The sequence below is a fragment of the Bacteroidota bacterium genome (assembly GCA_040388375.1).
Taxonomy (GTDB): Bacteria; Bacteroidota; Bacteroidia; order UKL13-3; family UKL13-3; genus JAAFJM01.
Genome location: JAZKBU010000001.1, coordinates 329,308 through 349,993, shown reverse-complemented (window position 1 = coordinate 349,993; position 20,686 = coordinate 329,308). Strand labels below are relative to the sequence as shown.

Sequence of the window (20,686 nt, the reverse complement as noted above, 5' to 3'; positions counted from 1 at the left end):
TTACAATGAAAATAGATTTATTTATACCTTGTTTTATTGACCAGTTTAACCCGCAAACAGGGTTTAACATGGTTAAGGTGCTTGAAAAAGCAGGTTGCCAGGTTAATTATAATATAGAACAAACATGTTGTGGCTTACCTGCTTTTAATGCGGGCCAATGGAACGATGCCCGACAAGTAAGCGAAAAGCTCTTGAATGAAATTACTCCCGACAGAACTTTTGTTTGTGCTTCTACCGCTTGCACAGGTATGATTAGAAACTCTTATGATTTGTTATTTCAAAATTCATCATACCATAATAAGTTTCGTCAGCTACAAAAACGTACATTCGAGTTAAGCGAGTTTTTGGTTGATGTGTTAAAAAAAGACAATATAGGTTCCAAGTTTTTTGCTAAAGCCGCTTTTATGGATACCTGCACCGGTTTAAACGGCTGTAATGTAAAAGCCCAGCCACGGGCTTTATTAAACAATGTAGAAGGCTTAGAGTTAATTGAAATAAAAGACCAGGATGAGTGTTGCGGGTTTGGCGGTAATTTTTCTGTAACCAATCCCGATTTATCCGTTCATATGGGTAATAAAAAAATAGATGCCATTATTGAAAGTGGCGCACAAATAGTTATATCAACTGATTATAGCTGTTTATTACATTTAAACAGCATACTACACAAAAAAGGAAGTTCACTAAAGGTAATGCATATTGCTGATGTGTTGGCACAAGGCTTATAAGGCATTGTAAATTTTCACATATTCATAATACACCATCCGTTTTCATCGGTTATATTGCGGAGGTGAAAAATATATTTTTATATTTATTAATAGTATTGACATTCAGTCAATGTCATACCCCTTTGGTTGTTTCCAACTCAAAGGTTTCCTATTTAAAAATGAATAAAGACTCTTTGCAGTTAACTGATACGCAAAGCGCCTCTTTAATTATTCCGTATAAAATTAAGTTGGATAGCTTAATGAGCGAAGTACTTTGTTACAATGAACAAGACCTGAATAAACAATTGCCTGAAGGTACGCTTGGTAATTTTGTGTGCGATGAATTAATGGATTATGCTGCCAAAAACTATAACAAGCCAGTTGATTTTTGTATATATAATCATGGTGGCTTACGTGTGGGTAGTATAGCAAAAGGAAATATAAGCGTTGGTAAAATATTTGAACTGGCTCCTTTTGACAATTATCTGGTAGTAGTAGAATTAGGTGGTGCTGACTGTAAAAAGTTATTTGATTTAGTCGCTGAAAACAATGGAACGCCTTGTTCAAAGGAATTGAGGTTGAGCATAAGCAATAATAAAATAGTGAATGCAACTATTAATAATACCGTATTTGATGAAAATAAAACCTATGCCATTATAACCAATGATTATGTAGCCAATGGTGGCGATAAAACAGAACCAATGAAAAATGCCAAATCGGTTACCAATTTAAATATAATGGTACGCGATGCATTGATTAACAATCTGCGTATAAAAGGAAAAAATGGTCAATCAGTTAAAAGCACTTTAGATGGAAGAATTGAACAAGTTAAATAGACGTAAGTTTATAAAGCAATCAGGTTTATTATTGGCGGGTGTTTCATTGGTAAGCAGTCCGCTAAGTTTGCTGGCTAATGGGAAACAAACCAGGTTAACCATTTTACATACCAACGATTGGCATAGCAGGATAGATCCATTTGATAAAACCGATAAAAACTATGCTGGTTTGGGTGGTGCCGAAGTGAGAGCCGCCATGATTAAAAAAATACGCGAAACGGAAGAACATGTTTTATTGCTTGATGCAGGCGATATTTTCCAAGGTACACCCTACTTTAATTTTTATGGAGGCGAGTTAGAGTATAAACTGATGAGCCAAATGGGTTACGACTGTGTTACGTTAGGTAACCATGATTTTGATAATGGACTGGAAGGTTTATATAAACAAATGCCTAATGCCAATTTCGACTTTGTCAATTGTAATTATGATTTTGCCGATACCTTGATTGAAAATAAAATAGCTCCTTATAAAATATACAAAAAAGGAAATTTAAAAATTGGGGTAACGGGTGTAGGAATTGAGTTAGACGGATTGGTTCCTCAAAAGCTGTACGGAAAAATTAAATACAACGACCCTGTAACCAGTTTAAATAAAACGGCTTCCTTCCTTAAACTGGAAAAGAAATGCGATTTAGTCATTTGTTTATCGCATTTGGGTTATAAATACAATAGCGATAAAGTGAGTGATGTTTCCATGGTGCCACTAACCAGCCATGTAGATTTGGTTTTAGGTGGGCATACCCATACTTTTTTAAAGGAACCTACTATTATAAAAAACGCGCTGCAAAAAAATGTAATTGTGAACCAGGTTGGATGGGCCGGTTTAAATTTAGGAAGGATAGATTTTACATTTAATGAGCGAATAGGGGATGAGTTTATGCACACTTCGCAAAATGTTGATATTGTAGATACAAACATCTGATGTTGAAAACCTAGAGCCATAAGGGTTTTGCAATTGTTTGATAATCATTAAATGTTTTCGAAAACCCGTGCTTCATGATACACAATTTATTAACAAAAGCATATAAATTATGCAATAAAAAAGTCCTCAAAAAAATTTAACACCTTAGAATCAGATACAAAAAAAAATAATGCGACTTTTGAAAAAAAAGATGTTGAAAAAACTTTGACATGTAAACTTTTTCACACACTTTTACAGTCAGAAAAAGGTATTATGAACATGAGTGAACAGTCTAGCGAAACAGTGTGGAATGAGTGCTTGAAATTAATTCAAGATAATGTTAATCCCCAAAGCTTTAGAACCTGGTTTGAACCCATCAAACCAATAAAATTAGATAGTAAAGTATTGACTATACAAGTACCCAGTCAATTTTTTTACGAGTGGCTTGAGGAGCATTATGTGACGCTACTGAAAAAAACACTTAAACAAATACTAGGCACAGGAAGTCGTTTAGAGTACAATATCATTGTAGAAAACGGTACTTCTAATTCAAATCCTTATGTTGTAAACTTACCGGGCAGCACCAATTCAAAAATTGATGTACAGGAAGCAGGTTTGGGTGCAGCTTTAAATTCAAGCATTAAAAATCCATTTGTTATTCCGGGTTTAAAAAAGGTAAATATTGATGCCAACTTAAACCATAACTTAACTTTTGATAATTATATTGAAGGCGATAATAATAGATTAGCTCGCGCTGCGGGTATGTCTGTTGCTTCTAAGCCGGGCGGTACTGCTTTTAATCCATTGATGTTTTTTGGTGAAACGGGTATGGGTAAAACCCACTTGGTACACGCCATAGGTAACATGGTAAAACAAAACAACAAAAACAAAGTAGTTTTGTATGTACCTATTGAAAAGTTCACCAACCAGTTTGTTGAGGCAATCAGAAATAACTCTAACCAGGATTTTTTAAATTACTACCAACAAGTTGATGTATTAATAGTAGATGATGTTCAGTTTTTAGAGAACAAACAAAAAACACAGGAAATATTCTTTACCATTTTTAACCATTTACACCAACAAGGTAAACAGCTTATTTTAACCAGTGATAGAGCTCCAAAAGACTTAAAAGGAATGGACGAGCGTTTGTTAAGCAGGTTTAAATGGGGGCTTTCAGCCGATATTCAATCACCCGATTTTGAAACACGCTTAGCCATATTGGAGCACATGATGTACAACGATGGTATTAATTTACACAGAGACGTTGTAGAATATGTAGCCCATAATATTAATACCAATGTAAGAGAGTTACAAGGTGCTTTGGTAAGTTTATTGGCACAATCATCGTTAAACAAAAAAGAAGTTACGCTTGATTTAGCTAAACAGATATTGAAAAACTTTGTGAAGAACAACACACGTGAAATTTCAATTGAGTTTATTCAAAAATTAGTTTGCGATTACTTTACTATTCCGGTAGAGCAAGTGAAATCAAAAACACGTAAACGTGAAATTGTACAGGCTCGTCAAATAAGCATGTATTACGCTAAGGACTTAACTAAATCATCGTTAAAAACAATAGGAATGCATTTTGGTGGCAGAGATCACTCTACCGTTATCCATGCTTGCCAAACCGTTAATGATTTAATGGAAACAGACAAAAAATTCCGTGCTGATATTGAAGAAATAGGTAAACGTATTAAAATGAATTTGGTATAAACGTTTCACTAAAAAGATATTCTAAAAAGCTCCTTAACCATCACATTTGATTAAGGAGCTTTTTATTTGTATAAAGAATTAGCTTAATTGATAAGCTAAGCTATATGAGTATATAGTGAATAATGCTTGCAGAAATGAATTAAACAAACTTATAAAAGCAAAAAGCCGGACTCCTCCGGCTTTTGCTTGTTGTTACCAACGTTTTCATTTAATTATGAAAATTTACTCACTCTATATGAAAAACGTAATTTCTCTGTAGTCAGTTTTTTAGCAATGCAAAATAAAATGCAGTTGCTTCATAAATAGCGATTTAGTTTTTCAAAACTTTAAAACTTCTTTGAAGTCCTTCCGCATTATTTAGTTTTAAAATATAAACTCCGGTTGGAAGCCAATTGGTGTTAACCGTATTTTGGTTTGGAGCTATATGTTGTTTATGCATTTCTTTACCCACCATATTATAAATACTTACTTCAAAACCGTTTTTACTGTATGGTAAATTCTCAATAGTTAAATAGTTATGGAAAGGGTTCGGGTAAATAAACACTTGCGGTAATTTACTTTCTATAATACCACTTGCATCAGTACTGGTTATTACATATTGCGTAATTATATCACACGACTTATTGTAAATAATAATGGTAGTAGTATCAACACCCAAGTTATTTCCTTTTTGAACCGTTAAAGTGCCATTTGCCAACTGGCTGTTGCGTTTAGGCATATTGCTGATAAATGCAGTACTGTAATAAGGTAAATTAATATCAATATCCAACTGGTTATCCGTAGTTAAAAAGTATTTGTTAATGTTTGCATTGGTATACATAACACTTGGTTTAACATTTATAGTAATTACATAATTTTTCGAAACACTGTTTTTATCTACAACCGTTGCCGTATAAGTAGTACCGGCTAGTGGTTGTACTGTTGGGTTTGAAATGTTTGTAGTTAAAGAAGTATCAGCAGGTATTGCTGACCATGTTATGGTTGATTCGGTACTGCTCTTAAACGGATAGACTAACTGCACTTTTTCCATTTTGCAAATACTTGTTTCGTTGGACTGAAAATAGAACCATGCTGTATCGGCAAGGTTAGCCGGATTGCTTACTATTAACTGTACAGAATCTTTTCCTATCCAGAAAGGATTTTGTTTGTGCTCCAGTTTTAAAAACTGATTACCCGTTATAGTGGCATTAAAGTTACCTGCATTTAATACTGATAAAGTTAGATTAGCAACATCATACACTTCGTCAGCTATGTAGTTACGCATATTTATATCGCCAAAAGTTTTATTGTTACTGCGTTTAAAAGTAGTTGTTCTAAACCTTGGTTTAGCTATACCCCTTAACTCAAGCCCACTTACTGCAATATCACCTACATCAATATTGGCATAACCATATAAATTAATATAACTTACTCCTTCAGGAATTTCACATTCAAAAATGGTTTCAGTAAAAGTACTGGTGGTACATTTAATAGAGAACTGTTGGAATTTAGATACCTCCGGATAATCAAAATACATAGAAACTAAGTTGTTAGAGCCGGGAGTTCCTTTGGCATAAAATTTCAAAATATTTTTATCACGTTCCACGCCGCTTAACCTGTTTATACCAAATATTTGTTTGGTCTGGGTTATTTTAATACTGGTAGTCGGGGTAATACCCGCTCCTTGTGTTTTATCTAACTCAGCAGGTAGTATTTGTATACCATCAGGCATATTGTCTCCATCCAAATCAGTAGTTAATAAAGGAAAAACATTTTCGCTTGGTTTGGCTATTGAATCATATAATACAGCTCCCCATTCACTATAAGTTTTAACAGGTATTTGTTTGGCATTGCACCATTGTAAAAGAGAGTCTAAATTGCTTAATAATGTTTGGTAAGGGAAACCACCAAAAAAAGATAAATGGTTTAAGCCCATTGTAATTAAATGGCGGGCCTGTCTGTCAGCTATAATGCCTTTCATGGTAGTTAAGTCTTGGGTTTCTTCATACATATCGCCCCATTGCATATGGAAATGCTTTTCGTGCTCGTTATCAATTTCGTTAAACCCTTTAATAGCTCCGGGATACGTTGCAGCCGATTTAAATCCATAATCATGTCCGCATATATCAGCAATAAAAGATTTTGATAAATAAGGATGAGGTCCGCCCGGTTGAATCCATACTGTGGGTGCATTTATTCCATTTTTCTTAAATATATCGAGTGAGAATTGTTGCATTACTTTAAAACCTTCCGGGTCTACGCTTATATCGTAGTTGTTTAGTTTTTTGTAAGCAATATTGCTATAGTTGCCAATCGTTATTTTTTCGTTCCAAAATGAAAGCAATTCAATAGTGTCAGGGTCATTGCTGTTTAAATTGTATAAATTAGGAATGTAACTGCATAACAAGTTTAAACTTGGGAAATAAAATTGAGAAGTATATCTGCCACCATAAATCTTATTGTTTGAAAATTCACCATTATTTTTTGATATAAGCAAGTTGCCTTGTATATCAACCAAACCTTCATCACCTGCACCACCTGCATTCAGAATAGAATATTTTAAACAGATACGCGTTCCCAAAACGGGGTATTCATTCACAAAATTAATATGATCAACACCTGCACGGTTTTTAAAACGTAAAGTGTCTGCTCCATTTACTTCAAAAAAATGTGGGTAATGGTTCGGGCTATGGTCTGCTATTTCATGTCCATGGTCTTGTAAAAGTTTTACTGTTGGCCAAAAGCTGGCAGGTTGCGTAAAGTTAGCCCTTTGTGAGTTAGGCGAGTACACAAAATGAACCCCATTTTTTTGAAAAACAGAATCAATCGATTTTAGCTTAATCGGGTCTTGGTCATCATCTATCCTGAAACAAAGGCCTCCTTTTTTATTAATCATTTGAGCTTGAACGACTGCACTTATTGTTAATAAACAGAAAGTGAGTAAATAAATCTTTTGCTTAATCATATAACGTATAAAATTGTACGAATTTAGCAGTAAATACTATTTTTTAAATTAATTATTATTACGCTCAGTAAAACTATGTTACAAACTATAAAATCGGGTGCTGAAAATTCATTTACTTGGATTGATGTAAATCAACCAAGTGAGCAGGAGTTAATGAGTTTAGCCATTCAGTACGGATTACCTGAAACGGCCATTAAGGATTGTTTAGATCCGGAGCATTTACCCAAGTTTGAACAGCTGGATGATAAAACATTTATAATCATACGTAACTATGATGCAACCAGCGATGGTGGCGCAGATAGTATGCAGAAGCTAACCCGCAAAATTGCTATTTTTTATGCAAAGGATTTTTTACTGACCATTCACAGGCACGAATCAAAGATTATAAATAATGTAGTTAAAAAATATGCTAACAGTCCCATTTGCAAATCGCCATTCGATATTATTTGTAAAATAGTAAAGGACTCATTGCAAAGTTTTGAAGAGCCTTTGATGAAGCTGGACAATGAAATTGATTTATACGAAACACGCATATTCTTGAAAAACCGAATCCCCGATTTTTTGAAGAACCTGTATTTAATTAAGCGGAAAATGTATGTTCAAAAACGTTTAATTACACTGACTAAAACAGTTATTGACCAACTAGGCAGTTCTCATAAACGCAATACCATTTACGAAGATTTGCGTGATACGTACGTAAGAGAAGAAACCATCACAGAAGAAATATATGAAAGTATTCATAGCTTACTAAACATTTATATTTCCCTGTCGAGCCAAAAAACCAATGAGGTAATGCGTATTCTTACCGTGTTCTCTGCATTTTTTTTACCATTAACTTTTATAGTAGGTATTTATGGAATGAATTTTAGAATAATGCCAGAGTTAAACCATCAATATGGTTATCCAGGGATATTAATTTTTATGTTTTTAATTACAATAGTTATTTATCAGTGGTTTAGCAGAAAAGGCTGGATTTAATGAGCATTGCTTTATGTAACTTATGATAACTATTTACATTTGCATTTTTACAAATTAACAGAGGTTTGCGTTATGGCGTGTTATAAATTAATTACAAATATTAAACAAATAGTAGGAGTTGATGGGCATTCAGTTTTGCTAAAAAAAGGCAAAGAGATGGATGTGCTACCCACCATTGACGATGCTTTTATACTTATTGAAAACGATTTAATTCATAGTTATGGTGCTATGAAAGATTTACAGGCCCATATTCAGGATAAAAATATTGGAGAAGAAATTAACGCTTCGCAACGGTTTGTAATGCCCTCTTTTATAGATAGCCATACCCATATTGTTTTTGCCAAATGGCGCGAAGAAGAATTTGAAATGCGTATAAAAGGCAAAACCTACGAAGAAATTGCCGAGGCAGGCGGAGGTATTTTAAACTCAGCCAAACGTTTGCAAACCATGAGCGAAAACGATTTGTACGAACAAGCTTATGAGCGTTTGTGGCAAGTAATACGTTTTGGTACCGCAGCTATTGAAATAAAAAGTGGTTATGGCTTAACGGTACAAGACGAACTTAAAATGTTGCGTGTAATTGCACGTTTAAAACAAGCATCCCCCATCACTATAAAATCAACTTTTTTAGGCGCACACGCTTTTCCTACAGCTTACAAAAATAATCACCAAGGTTATATTGATTTAATAGTAAATGAAATGATGCCCAATATAGCAGCCGAAGGATTGGCTGATTATTTTGATGTGTTTTGCGATAAAGGATTTTACAGTGTGGAAGAAACAGATGCTTTATTAAATGTAGCCTCTAAATATAATTTAAAAGCAAAAATACATGGCAATGAGTTAGGATATACTGGTGGTGTACAAGTAGCTGTAAAACATAATGCATTAAGTGTTGACCATTTGGAATATACGGGTGACGAAGAAATAGCTTGTTTAAAAAACAGCAATACCATGCCAGTTGGTTTGCCTAACTGTTCTTTTTTTCTGGGTATTCCGTATATGCCAGCCCGTAAAATGATAGATGCAGGCTTACCCGTTTGTTTGGCTACAGATTACAATCCGGGAAGTTCGCCAAACGGACGCATGGGCTTTGTAGTAAGTTTAGCTTGTACACAAATGAAACTAACACCTAACGAAGCCATTAATGCAACCACCATTAATGGTGCTTATGCTATAGAGCTAAGTAAAACACATGGAAGTATAGCAGTAGGTAAAAAAGCCAATTTGGTTATAACCAAACCTATTTCATCGCTGGCTTATATACCTTATAATTTTGGTGATGATTGTGTAGAACGTATTATTGTAAACGGACAGTTACTATAACAATAGAAAATAAGTAGCGTAATGATGAGGAACTTTTTAAAAATAATAATTGTACTTTTAGTAAGTAACCAGTTTGTTTGGGCACAGGAAGTAAAAACTTATGTGATTTATTTAAAGGATAAACCAACGCAGGGCTTTAACCCCTATACTTACTTTGATGCAAAAAACATTGAACGTAAAGCGTTAGCACATTTACCTCTTTTTGATGAAAGAGATTTACCCGTTAACGAAAGTTATGAGCAGCAGGTAACCGCAGCGTGTAATACAGTTTTAGTGGCTAGCCGTTGGCTAAATGCGCTGTTTGTTAAAGCCACACCTGTGCAGATAGCACAAATAACAAAACATGCATTTGTAAAAGTTATTGATGAATACCATAACAGTGATGAAAAAATAATTGCAGGTAGTAATGCACAGACAGCTATCAGTGGCCCCAATAAACAATTCCTAGATTATCAAACAGGAAGATTTGGTGCTGCTGAGTTCGAGCAAAAAGGTTTAACAGGTAAAGGCATTCGTATTGCTTTGTTTGATGTAGGTTTTAGCGGAGCTGATAAGCATATGGCATTTGAGCATTTACGTAAAAATAACCAGATAAAAGGCACTTACGATTTTATTGAAAAAGAAACAAATGTATACAAAGGTGGTGCACATGGAACCAATACTTTAAGTTGTATTACAGGGGTATTTGATGGCGTGAAAATGGGTATGGCTACCGATGCAGAATTTTTATTGGCTCGTACCGAATGGACTATAAAAGAAGATAAACAGGAAGAATATTTTTGGTTGGCTGCGGCTGAATGGGCTGATAAAAATGGTGCCCAGATTATAAGCAGCTCGTTAGGTTATGGTAAAGATTGGTACACCGTAAGAGACATGGATGGCAAAAAAAGTGTTGTTTCATTTGCAGCAACAGTGGCTGCTCAAAAAGGTATTTTAATAGTAAACTCAGCCGGTAACGAATACCAAGATTCATGGAAAACAATTGTTACACCGGCCGATGCCGATAGCGTATTATGTGTGGGAGGAACAAACCCATATACTGACAGGCATATTAACTTTTCATCCATTGGTCCGAGTGCCGATTATAGGGTTAAGCCCAATGTAAGTGCTCCCGGGCATGTAGTGGCAGCTAATCCGAACGGAACCATTAGCCAAACTTTTGGCACTTCCTTTTCATGTCCCTTAACAAGTGGTTTTGCTGCTTGTGCCTGGCAAGGCAACAGGAGTTTAACCAATATGCAGTTGTTTGCCGAAATTCAAAAAGCAGGACATTTATATCCATACTTTGATTACATGCATGGATATGGTATTCCTCAGGCCGGATATTTCACAAACCCATCAGTTAAAAAAGCGACAGCTAATTTTAAAGTAGAACAGAATGATAAAACAATAGAGGCGTATGAAATTACTTTCACTGACTCTGCGGTTACCAATAAAATTGTGCAATTTCAGGAAAAAGAAAAAGCCAATTTAAATGATAGGAGGCCACCTATAGGATTGAATTTTTATTGGAATACAACAAATGAAAAAGGAGAAATTACTTACTACGAAGTAATATCCGTTAGAGAAGTAACCCAGTTAATTATTAAGCCAAAAAACGTACGTAAAAACTATACCCTTAATTTTCATTTTGAAGGATATACATACTCAAAAACAATTGAATAAAGACATGAAAAAAATAATTACTATTATAGGATTAATGCTCATAGGTTCGGCCTATACAAAGGCACAAACAGTGGTTGTGGAGGAAACAGTTACCAGAGATACTGTAAATACAAATAAACAAAATAAGGTGAGTTTGGGTTTGATGTTGGATTTTACTTTTTATGGTGGTGCTAATGAAAAAGGATTAGAAGGTACATTGGCTAATTCATTGGGTGTAAATACAGCTATTAACTTAAAATATAAATTGCATAAAAACTTAAAGTTGGTTTCGCAATTCGGTATTAATGTGGAGAATTATGCATTCAAAAAAACCGATACCAATACCAGTTTCCCCAGTACTTTAAATAACAGTGTTGACCGTTTTATGGTTACTGCCCTTTCATTGAGTTTAGGTGCAAGAGTAAGTTTAGGTAAAGGTTTTTACGCTGAAGCAGGAGCTATGGCTAAATGGAATTTTGCCAATGCGTATAACTATGAAACCAAAGATGCCAATGGAAACAACGTGGAAGTTTTTGTACGTGATTTAAATTACATCAAAAATTTTAATTACGATGCTTATGCAAGAATTGGTTACGAGGTAATTAATATAGTAGCTTATTACAGGTTAAACGATATGTTTCAAACTACCAGTATAGCTCCTGTTGTTTATGAAGTGCCGCGTTTACGTTTAGGTATAAGCATAGGTATGTAAGGTATATGAAAAATTGGATTGAAGCTTTTCGCTTAAGAACATTAATGCTTTCATTGGCTTGTATTTTAATGGGCGTTTTTTTAGCAGCATTAAATACCAGTGGTGTATCAACAGCATCAGTTATACTAACACTTTTAACAGCATTGTTTTTGCAAATCCTTTCTAACCTTGCCAACGATTATGGCGATAGCAAACATGGTGCAGACCACGATGGACGCAAAGGGCCTAAACGGGCAGTGCAATCAGGTAAAATTAGTGCTGCGCAAATGCTAACGGGTATTAAAATATTTGTAGTATTAAGTTTAGTTACAGGTATAGCATTGCTGTACTCGTGTATGAATGTAATAGGTTTAAATGGAGTGATAACCCTTTTTGTATTGGGTATAGGTTCCATTATAGCGGCTATAGCTTACACCAATGGCAAACGCCCTTATGGTTATATGGGTTTAGGCGATATTTCTGTATTTATTTTTTTCGGATTAATAGCCGTTTGCGGAACGTATTATTTGCTAACAGGACAGTTAACAACCACTATATTTTTACCTGCTATTAGCTGCGGATTGTTTTCTGTAGGCGTGCTTAATTTGAATAATATGCGCGATATTGATTCAGACAGGCAAGCTGGTAAAAATAGTATTCCTGCTTTATTAGGTTTTGATAAAAGCAAAATATACCATTATAGTATTGTAGTAATAGCATTGCTATGTACCTTAGTTTATGTTATGTTTCAGTACGACATGCCTACCTGGAAAAACTTGTTGTTTGTGATTAGTTTTCCTTTGTTTTTAAAACAACTTATTACAGTTAAAAATACTTCCGATAAATTATTATTGGATCCATTGTTAAAACAACTGGCTATATCAACCATGCTGTTTGTTTTGCTGTTTGGTATAGGTAACTTATGGCTTTAAATAATGTTATGCAGTTTTATGTACTGCAATAACATAATTGTTTTGGCATCTTTTATTTCACCTGTTTCTATCATTTGTAAAGCATCCTGAACAGGTATTTCAAGCACTTCAATATTTTCTTCTTCGTGGGCAACGCCACCGCCTTCATTTACCTTCATGTCTTTGGTATATTCAGCTATAAAAAAGTGTAGTATTTCAGTAACAGAACCTGGCGACATATAAGCCTCAAATATTTTTCTTACATCGGTAATTTTGTACCCGGTTTCTTCTTCCGTTTCACGCCTGATACAATCCTCCGCATTATCTTCATCCAGCAGGCCTGCACAAGCTTCTATTAACAAACCATTTTCGTTTCCATTTATATAAGTAGGTAACCTAAACTGTTGCGTTAAAATAACAGTTTGTTGTTCCTTATGGTAAAGTAAAATAGTAGCACCGTTACCTCTGTCGTATGCTTCCCTGCTTTGAGTTATCCAAGAGCCATCCTTTTTTAAGTATTCAAAGGTTATTTTTTTGAGTATATACCAGTTGTCGGAGAGTATTTCCGTATTTAATATTTTAACGTTGGTCGACATAGAAAGTTAAATAGTTTTTTTGGGGAACGAATAATGTTAGTGTTTTAGTGCACGCTTTTTTATCATACCACCTTTGGTATCCTTTACACTATTCATCACAACAAAAGCGTTCGAGTCAATTTTTTCAATTTCCGTATTCAGCTTGTTTAACTCAAGCCTCGTTATTACCGTATACACAATATCAATCTCCCCTTTCTCACCATGTTTGCCAAAGCCCCTTTGTCCCTTGTAAACCGTAACACCTCTACCCATTTCGTTTATAATCATTTGCCTGATGGGTTCATTGTGTACCGAAATAATAGTAACACCAATGTATTCATCAATACCTTCAATAACAAAGTCTAATGTTTTTGAAGCAGCCAAATAAGTAATCATGGAATACAAGGCTATTTCCATAGAAAGCAAATAGGCGGCAATGGAGAAAATAATAACATTGATAATAATAATAATATCGCCAATGGTAGTACCCAGTTTACGACTTAAAAATATAGCCAATACTTCAGTCCCATCAATTACAGCACCTCCTCTAACCGATAAGCCGATACCCGCTCCAAGAAAAAATCCACCAAATATAGCCACCAATAAATTATCGTTTGTTATGTTAGGAAATTGAACAGTTGCCAAACACACAGCCAGCCCCGTAATAGCCAATGCTGTTTTAATGGCAAAACCTTTTCCAATAACTTTATAACCCAGAATAATAAAAGGAATATTGATGAATAGAATTAAATAGTAAAGCGGAATAGATGTTAAAGCCGATATCAATAAAGAAATACCGGTAGCCCCACCATCAATAAAATGATTGGTTAACAGAAATCCTTTAAAGCCAAATGCAGCCGAAAAAATACCGGCAGTAATCAAGAAAAAATCTTTTAAGTACCTGATGGCTGTAATTTTGAAGTGTAAAAAACCTTTGGCTAATTCAAAATTAGAATAGTCCTGTTTTATATGGTTTTTGTCCTGTTTCTTATCAAGAATGGTAAGTTCTATTATTTTGGTCCAAATAGGTTTCATATAGTAAATTGATGGTTTTTGAGTACGTACTCTAAATACTTAAAAAGTACGTAGCAGTATATAAAGTGTAAATATAACAAAGTACCTAATTGTTTTAAGTTATTGAAACAATTAGGTACTTTGAGTAGCTTATGAAAGCTAAGTTTTTTACAACCTGATGGATAGTACTATTAAAATACTTTCAACACAATTTTCCCAAATTGTTTTCCATTGCCCATTTTTTCTAGAGCTGTTTGTGCATCGGCTAAATTAAATACTTCATCTACAACAGGTACTATGCTGTGTTTATTAATAAATGAAATCATTTCACCAAACTCTTCATCGTTGCCCATGGTTGAGCCTAAAATATCCAATTGTTTCCAAAATATTTTAGCAGGTACTCCACTGTTAAATGCACCCAATGTAGCACCGTACATAGCAATACGTCCGGCAGGTTTAGCCATATCAACTAACTTACTAAAAGTATCGCCACCACTGCTATCAACTATAGCATCAAAGCCACCACATAATGCTTTTAGTTCTTTATCCCAATTGGCATTTTTATAGTTAACACCACCTTTCACTCCCAATTGTAGGGCTTTATTTATTTTTTCATCATCGCCACTGGTTACATAAACGTTGCAACCATTGGCTACTGCAAACTGTACTGCAAACAATGCTACACCACCTCCAACACCGGTTATCAAAACATTTTCGCCTGCTTTGGCTGCAGCTCTTTTAAGCGTAGCTCTAAAAGCAGTTAAACCTGCCAATGGAAAAGCAGCAGCTTGTTCAAAAGTTAAATGGCTTGGTTTTTCGTGTAATAAACGAACATCAATTTTTACGTATTCAGCAAAAGTACCATTGTTTGGAGTACCCAATATTACATAATCTTTTGCTTGTACACGCGGGTTATTTCCCCAATTTAAACTTGGGTTTATAATTACTTCTTTGTTTAACCAATTAGGGTTTACATCAGAGCCTACTTTATCAACTATACCACTTCCATCGGCACCCAAAATAATAGGAAAACGTATACCTGCATATTGTCCTTTTTGTATCCATAAATCGCGGTGATTTAATGCAGCAGCCTTTACTTTTACCAAAGCCTCGTGTGCTTCAATAGTGGGCATTTCCGTTTCGTGTATACTTAATTTTTGGTTGAGTTCTTCTAAAAGAATTGCTTTCATATAAATAATATTTTTGTACCGTATGTAATTAATTTTTGAGCCGAAAATAATGAATTATCAATCAATGGTGTTTATTATTTGTTTGATAATGGCTATGTTTTCGTTAATATCTTTTGTGGCATCAAGCCAATGAATGGTAAAGCCTTCCCGTTCCATTTTCCTGAACCAGGTCATTTGGCGTTTAGCATATTGATGAATAGCTGTTTCCAGTTTTACAAATAGGTCATCATAACTGATTTCCTGTAATAAATATTTAGAAATGTATTGGTATTCCAATCCTAGAAATTGCAATCGTTCATGGCTAATGCCTTTTTCCAATAACGCTTTTACTTCTTCAATCATTCCGTTTTCAAGTCGATGTTTTAAGCGAACGGATATTTTACTCCTGCGTGTTTCCTTGGGTAAATCCAGTGCAAAAATAACAGGCTTTAAATCAATAAAATTAACCTTAGGTTTTGTATGTTGGCTTAAATAATCAGCTATTTCAATGGCCCTAACCAAGCGTTTGTGGCTGTTTAAATCTACTTGTTCAAAAGGCGCTTGATAACTTTGCAATTTTGTTATGAGTTGCCCATTATCTAGCAATTCAAGTTCGTTTCGCAAAACCATATTATTGGGGATAGCAGCTAATTCATGTTTTTTTAAAATAGCATCCAGATACAAACCCGTTCCTCCACATATAATGGGCAACTGGTTTTGTTGTTCAATCAGTTGAAAGGCGTGGTAAAATTGTGTGATGAAGTCATACAAATGAAAATGCGCACCCACATCAGCAATATCAATAAGGTGATAAGGAATGTTTTTACCATTTACATTGTATTCAAATAAATCCTTACCTGTTCCTATATTTAAATCCCTGTAAACTTGTCGTGAATCAGCACTGATAATAGCTCCATGTAAATTTGCAGCCAATTGCACAGCCAAAGTAGTTTTACCACTTGCTGTTGGGCCTGTAATGATGATGGAGTTATAGTTTTTATTCAAAGAATTTAATGTATTTATCAGTTAGCGTATTAGTAGCAAAATCAGTGGTTCGTACCAAACAAAAACCTTCCCTTTTTCGATTCGAAAATATAAAAAAACCAGATTAAAGTAATGAAGTTAAAATCAATAAACTTTATCACATCAAATAAAAACATAATTGCTATTTTCGCCCACACTTTTAGCAAAGCATATTATGTTACAGTATAACCGCAAAAATTATAGCAACGAACTTTTAATTGATTTATACAAAGCCATTCTGAAACCCAGAATGATAGAGGAGAAAATGCTTATTTTATTGCGTCAGGGTAAAGTAAGTAAATGGTTTAGCGGTATTGGTCAGGAGGCTATAAGTGCAGGCTGTGTTAAAGCCCTGCACGATGATGAGTATATTTTACCATTACACCGTAATCTAGGCGTTTTTACAGGTCGTAATATGCCTTTTAATAAATTGTTTAGCCAATGGCAGGGAAAAGCCAATGGTTTTAGTAAGGGGCGCGAACGCTCTTTCCATTTCGGAACCAATGAGTACCATATTGTTGGTATGATTTCGCACCTAGGCGCTATGCTTGGTGTGGCTGATGGAATAGCTTTGGCTAACAAATTGCAAAAAGAAAAAAAGGCTACCGTAGTATTTAGTGGCGATGGTGGTGCCAGTGAAGGTGATTTCCACGAAGCCTTAAATACCGCTGCAGTATGGAGCTTACCCGTTATATTTTTAATTGAAAACAATGGTTATGGTTTGTCAACGCCAAGTAATGAGCAGTTTAAGTTTAAAAGCTTTGTTGATAAAGGTGTTGGCTATGGTATGGAAGCATACCGTATAGATGGCAATAACATATTAGAAGTATATGATGTAATGAGTGGTTTAGCGGAATCAATCAGAAAAAATCCGCGCCCTATTTTATTAGAGTGTATAACCTTTAGAATGCGTGGACACGAAGAAGCTTCAGGCGTTAAATATGTACCACAGGAGTTGTTTGAAATTTGGGGTAAAAAAGACCCGGTAGTTAATTACGAGCGTTATTTACTGGAGCAACAGGTTTTAACTTACGATGCCATTAACGAAATGCGAGCGGCAATAAAAGAAGAGATAGATGGGGGAGTAGAAGAAGTATTGAATGAGCCGGATATTATTCCGAATACCGAAATTGAAGTAGCTGATTTATATAAACCAATTAGTTTACCAGCCAGCCAGCCATACGAAAACTTACAACATGTAGTAACCGTTCCGGCAAGTGCCAATAAATCAAAAAAACGTTTAGTCGATGCCATTAGCGATGGTTTACGCCAAAGCATGGAAAAACATCCCGAATTGGTTTTAATGGGTCAGGATATAGCCGATTATGGTGGAGTTTTTAAAATTACCCAAGGTTTTGTGGAGCAATTTGGCAAAGACCGTGTGCGTAATACACCACTTTGCGAAAGTGCTATTTTAGGAGCAGGCTATGGTTTGGCTATTAAAAAAATGAAAGCCATGGTTGAAATGCAGTTTGCCGATTTTGTAAGCGTAGGGTTTAATCAGATTGTAAATAATTTAGCTAAATCATATTACCGTTGGGGTCAACAGGCTGATGTGGTAGTGCGTATGCCAACAGGTGCAGGTATGGGAGCTGGTCCGTTCCATTCACAAAGTAACGAAGCATGGTTTTTCCATGTACCTGGTTTAAAAATTGTATATCCTTCAACACCGAGCGATGCCAAAGGATTACTAACAGCAGCTATTAACGATCCCAATCCAATATTATATTTTGAACATAAAAACTTATATAGAAGCGTAGAGCTGGAAGAAGAAGTTTTTGACGATTATTATATGTTGGAAATAGGCCCAGCCAGAGTGGTTAGAGAAGGAGAAGAAGTTTCTATCATAACCTATGGTGCAGGTGTGCATTGGGCTATAAAACATTGCCAGGAAAAAAATATAGATGCCGATATTATTGATTTAAGAACACTTTTACCTTGGGATAAAAATGCCGTAGAGAAAAGTGTGAAAAAAACAGGTAAAGCCATTGTGTTACATGAAGATACCTTAACAGGTGGAGTAGGTGCAGAAATAGCAGCCCATATTGCACAATACTGTTTCCAATACCTGGATGCTCCCGTTATACGTACAGCCAGTTTAGATACGCCCGTACCTTTTAATCCGGACTTAGAGCAAAACTTTTTACCTAAAGAACGTTTCAAAACCGACTTAGATAATTTGTTGAATTTTTAGTTCCTGCGTTTTGTATTGCTAAGTATCAAAAATTAGTGGTACAGCCCCATATTTCGCTGCGCTAAGTAATACTTGTATGACAATTTGTTTTCAACTTGTTTTTGATTGGTTTTTAACGACATTTGCATCGCTTTAAAAAAATCCAATGAATAATATTGTTGAGTTAAAACCTTTACTACTAGCGGCCAATAAGCCTAAAATTGTAATTACTACACACCATAAGCCGGATGCAGATGCATTGGGTTCAAGTTTGGGTTTGTACCATTTTTTATTGCAATTAAATATAGAGGCACAGGTAATAACTCCAACCGATTATGGCGATTTTTTAAAATGGTTGCCAGGCGAAAAGACCGTTATTGACTTTGAAGAAAAGCCTGCTATTGCTAAACAAATAATTGAAGAAGCCGATTTTGTTTTCTGTTTAGACTTTAATGCTTTGAAAAGAATTAATGAACTGGGCGAAATTGTAGCCAATGCTGCCGCTAAAAAAGTAATGATAGACCATCATTTACAACCGGAAAATTTTGACTCGTACAGACTTTGGACCAGTAATGCAAGCAGCACTTGCGAATTAATTTATTGGTTTATTAAAATACTTTCATTCGAACATTTAATTAATAAAGACATTGCCTCGTGTTTATACGCAGGTATTATGACCGATACGGCTTCATTTAAACACAGCAGCACTACTTCAAACACACACAGAGTAGCTGCCGAGTTGTTGGATAAAGGGGCGGAAAGCAATATTATTTTCGAAAAAATTTACGATAACTATTCAGAGAACAGAACCCGTTTTATTGGCTACTGTTTAAACGAAAAATTACAAATTTTCCCCGAATACAAAACAGCACTTATATGCGTTACTGCTGAGGAGTTAAAGAAATATGATATTATTGTAGGAGATTCAGAAGGATTGGTGAATTACGGTCTGTCTATTAAAGATATAAAATTTTCGGTGCTGATAGTTGACAGAACAGTGGCAAGAAAAATGAGTTTCAGGGCAAAAGGTAATTTCCCGGCTAATGAGTTTGCAAGAAAATATTTTAACGGAGGCGGACATTTTAGTGCTGCCGGAGGCGAGAGCAAAGCACCATTAGAACAGGTAGAACAAACTTTTAAAGAAGCTTTAAAAGAGTATAAAGAGTATTTAAATTAATAACGAATAAGAAAAATAAACAATGAGAAAATTAGTATTAGCTATGGGAGCATTATCCCTTTTAGCCATGAGTTGTGGTAAAAAAATGCAAACAACAGAAAGTGGTTTAGAGTATAGAATTATTACCTCAAGCGACACTGCGCGTTTAATATCAAAAGGCGATTTAATGATGATTCAAATGATAGGAATGGGTGTTACTGCCGATTCATTAGGAGGTAAAGATACAGCCTTGTTTGATTCATATAAAATAGGAAAAGCTTATTATATACCAGCTGATGAAACTACTTTAAAAGATGTTTTTATGATGTTACATAAAGGCGATAGCGCTCAGTTTACAGTAAATGCCGATACTTTATTTATGAAAAGTTTTGGTCAGTTAACACCGGCATTTTTAAAGAAAGGTTCTAAGTTAAGCTTTACCGTAAAAGTAGAAAACATTTACAACCAGGAAGAATTAAAAGTAATGCAGGCAGAAGAAAAAGCAAAAGCCATTGCTACTGATTCTATAGCTGCCAGCCAATACGTAGCCAATTTGAAAGATGTAAAAACTACTGCTTCAGGTTTAAAATATGTTATAACAAAAGCAAGTAACGGTGTACAACCAAAATCAGGACAAGAAGTACAAATGCTTTATAAAGGTTATTTATTAAGCGGTGTTACTTTCGATCAAAATGAAGATGCAGCCAATCCTTTTAAATTTACCCTTGGTGTTAAACAAGTTATACAAGGTTGGGACGAAGGAATATTGTTACTGCACGAAGGTGAAGAAGCTAAATTAATCGTTCCTTCTCGTTTGGCTTATGGCGAACAAGGTGGTGGTCCAATACCTCCAAACTCTACCTTGATTTTTGACGTAAAGCTTTTAAAAGTATTACCAGGAAAAGCTAACCCTAAAAAATAATTA

General features: G+C 34.9%; 17 protein-coding genes. 12 read left to right on the top strand and 5 right to left on the bottom strand.

Annotated features, from left to right (window positions below; translation table 11 throughout):
• Window positions 1-5 precede the first annotated feature (5 nt).
• From V4538_01520 to dnaA, 4 genes are all read left to right on the top strand, one after another.
• Window positions 6-725 carry a (Fe-S)-binding protein gene (locus tag V4538_01520; protein ID MES2379689.1) on the top strand — a complete coding sequence of 240 codons (720 nt, stop codon included), beginning with the start codon at window positions 6-8 and terminating at the stop codon, window positions 723-725.
• A gap of 158 nt (window positions 726-883) precedes the next feature.
• Complete coding sequence (locus tag V4538_01515) at window positions 884-1,540, top strand: 5'-nucleotidase (GenBank protein ID MES2379688.1); 657 nt, start codon at window positions 884-886, stop codon at window positions 1,538-1,540.
• Window positions 1,515-2,462 carry a metallophosphatase gene (locus tag V4538_01510; protein ID MES2379687.1) on the top strand — a complete coding sequence of 316 codons (948 nt, stop codon included), beginning with the start codon at window positions 1,515-1,517 and terminating at the stop codon, window positions 2,460-2,462. The genes V4538_01515 and V4538_01510 overlap by 26 nt, the downstream gene beginning before the upstream one ends.
• A gap of 258 nt (window positions 2,463-2,720) precedes the next feature.
• Entirely contained in the window at window positions 2,721-4,157 is a 1,437-nt protein-coding gene (gene dnaA / locus V4538_01505; protein ID MES2379686.1) for a chromosomal replication initiator protein DnaA, read from the top strand.
• A gap of 310 nt (window positions 4,158-4,467) precedes the next feature.
• Here dnaA and V4538_01500 read toward each other — a convergent pair whose 3' ends face one another.
• On the bottom strand, window positions 4,468-7,101 hold the full coding sequence (locus V4538_01500; GenBank protein ID MES2379685.1) for a T9SS type A sorting domain-containing protein: 2,634 nt from the start codon (window positions 7,099-7,101) through the stop codon (window positions 4,468-4,470).
• 75 nt (window positions 7,102-7,176) lie between these two features.
• On the opposite strand from V4538_01500, the gene V4538_01495 reads away from it, so the two are divergent.
• The 5 genes from V4538_01495 (at window position 7,177) to V4538_01475 (ending at window position 12,672) form a co-directional block, all read left to right on the top strand.
• The gene (locus tag V4538_01495; GenBank protein ID MES2379684.1) at window positions 7,177-8,079 is read left to right on the top strand and encodes a CorA family divalent cation transporter; all 903 of its coding nucleotides are present in this window, start codon (window positions 7,177-7,179) and stop codon (window positions 8,077-8,079) included.
• A gap of 72 nt (window positions 8,080-8,151) precedes the next feature.
• Window positions 8,152-9,405: an imidazolonepropionase gene (gene hutI, locus V4538_01490; GenBank protein MES2379683.1), complete on the top strand. Its 1,254-nt coding sequence runs from the start codon at window positions 8,152-8,154 to the stop codon at window positions 9,403-9,405.
• A gap of 21 nt (window positions 9,406-9,426) precedes the next feature.
• Window positions 9,427-11,070 carry a S8 family serine peptidase gene (locus V4538_01485; GenBank protein MES2379682.1) on the top strand — a complete coding sequence of 548 codons (1,644 nt, stop codon included), beginning with the start codon at window positions 9,427-9,429 and terminating at the stop codon, window positions 11,068-11,070.
• A gap of 4 nt (window positions 11,071-11,074) precedes the next feature.
• Window positions 11,075-11,761 carry a hypothetical protein gene (locus V4538_01480; protein ID MES2379681.1) on the top strand — a complete coding sequence of 229 codons (687 nt, stop codon included), beginning with the start codon at window positions 11,075-11,077 and terminating at the stop codon, window positions 11,759-11,761.
• A gap of 5 nt (window positions 11,762-11,766) precedes the next feature.
• Complete coding sequence (locus V4538_01475; protein ID MES2379680.1) at window positions 11,767-12,672, top strand: 1,4-dihydroxy-2-naphthoate polyprenyltransferase; 906 nt, start codon at window positions 11,767-11,769, stop codon at window positions 12,670-12,672.
• Here V4538_01475 and nudK read toward each other — a convergent pair.
• From nudK to miaA, 4 genes are all read right to left on the bottom strand, one after another.
• The gene (nudK, locus tag V4538_01470; protein MES2379679.1) at window positions 12,669-13,247 is read right to left on the bottom strand and encodes a GDP-mannose pyrophosphatase NudK; all 579 of its coding nucleotides are present in this window, start codon (window positions 13,245-13,247) and stop codon (window positions 12,669-12,671) included. The two genes, V4538_01475 and nudK, sit on opposite strands and share 4 nt — an antisense overlap.
• A gap of 36 nt (window positions 13,248-13,283) precedes the next feature.
• Window positions 13,284-14,261: a YitT family protein gene (locus V4538_01465; GenBank protein MES2379678.1), complete on the bottom strand. Its 978-nt coding sequence runs from the start codon at window positions 14,259-14,261 to the stop codon at window positions 13,284-13,286.
• 170 nt (window positions 14,262-14,431) lie between these two features.
• Window positions 14,432-15,430: a zinc-binding dehydrogenase gene (locus V4538_01460; GenBank protein ID MES2379677.1), complete on the bottom strand. Its 999-nt coding sequence runs from the start codon at window positions 15,428-15,430 to the stop codon at window positions 14,432-14,434.
• A gap of 57 nt (window positions 15,431-15,487) precedes the next feature.
• On the bottom strand, window positions 15,488-16,414 hold the full coding sequence (gene miaA, locus V4538_01455; GenBank protein MES2379676.1) for a tRNA (adenosine(37)-N6)-dimethylallyltransferase MiaA: 927 nt from the start codon (window positions 16,412-16,414) through the stop codon (window positions 15,488-15,490).
• Between the two features lie 193 nt (window positions 16,415-16,607).
• Here miaA and V4538_01450 point away from each other — a divergent pair, with 193 nt between their 5' ends.
• From V4538_01450 to V4538_01440, 3 genes are all read left to right on the top strand, one after another.
• Window positions 16,608-18,626 carry a dehydrogenase E1 component subunit alpha/beta gene (locus V4538_01450; protein ID MES2379675.1) on the top strand — a complete coding sequence of 673 codons (2,019 nt, stop codon included), beginning with the start codon at window positions 16,608-16,610 and terminating at the stop codon, window positions 18,624-18,626.
• Window positions 18,627-18,771: 145 nt separating this feature from the next.
• Window positions 18,772-19,782, top strand: a complete 1,011-nt coding sequence (locus V4538_01445) for a DHH family phosphoesterase (GenBank protein MES2379674.1) — start codon at window positions 18,772-18,774, stop codon at window positions 19,780-19,782.
• 22 nt (window positions 19,783-19,804) lie between these two features.
• Window positions 19,805-20,683 carry an FKBP-type peptidyl-prolyl cis-trans isomerase gene (locus tag V4538_01440; GenBank protein ID MES2379673.1) on the top strand — a complete coding sequence of 293 codons (879 nt, stop codon included), beginning with the start codon at window positions 19,805-19,807 and terminating at the stop codon, window positions 20,681-20,683.
• Window positions 20,684-20,686 lie beyond the last annotated feature (3 nt).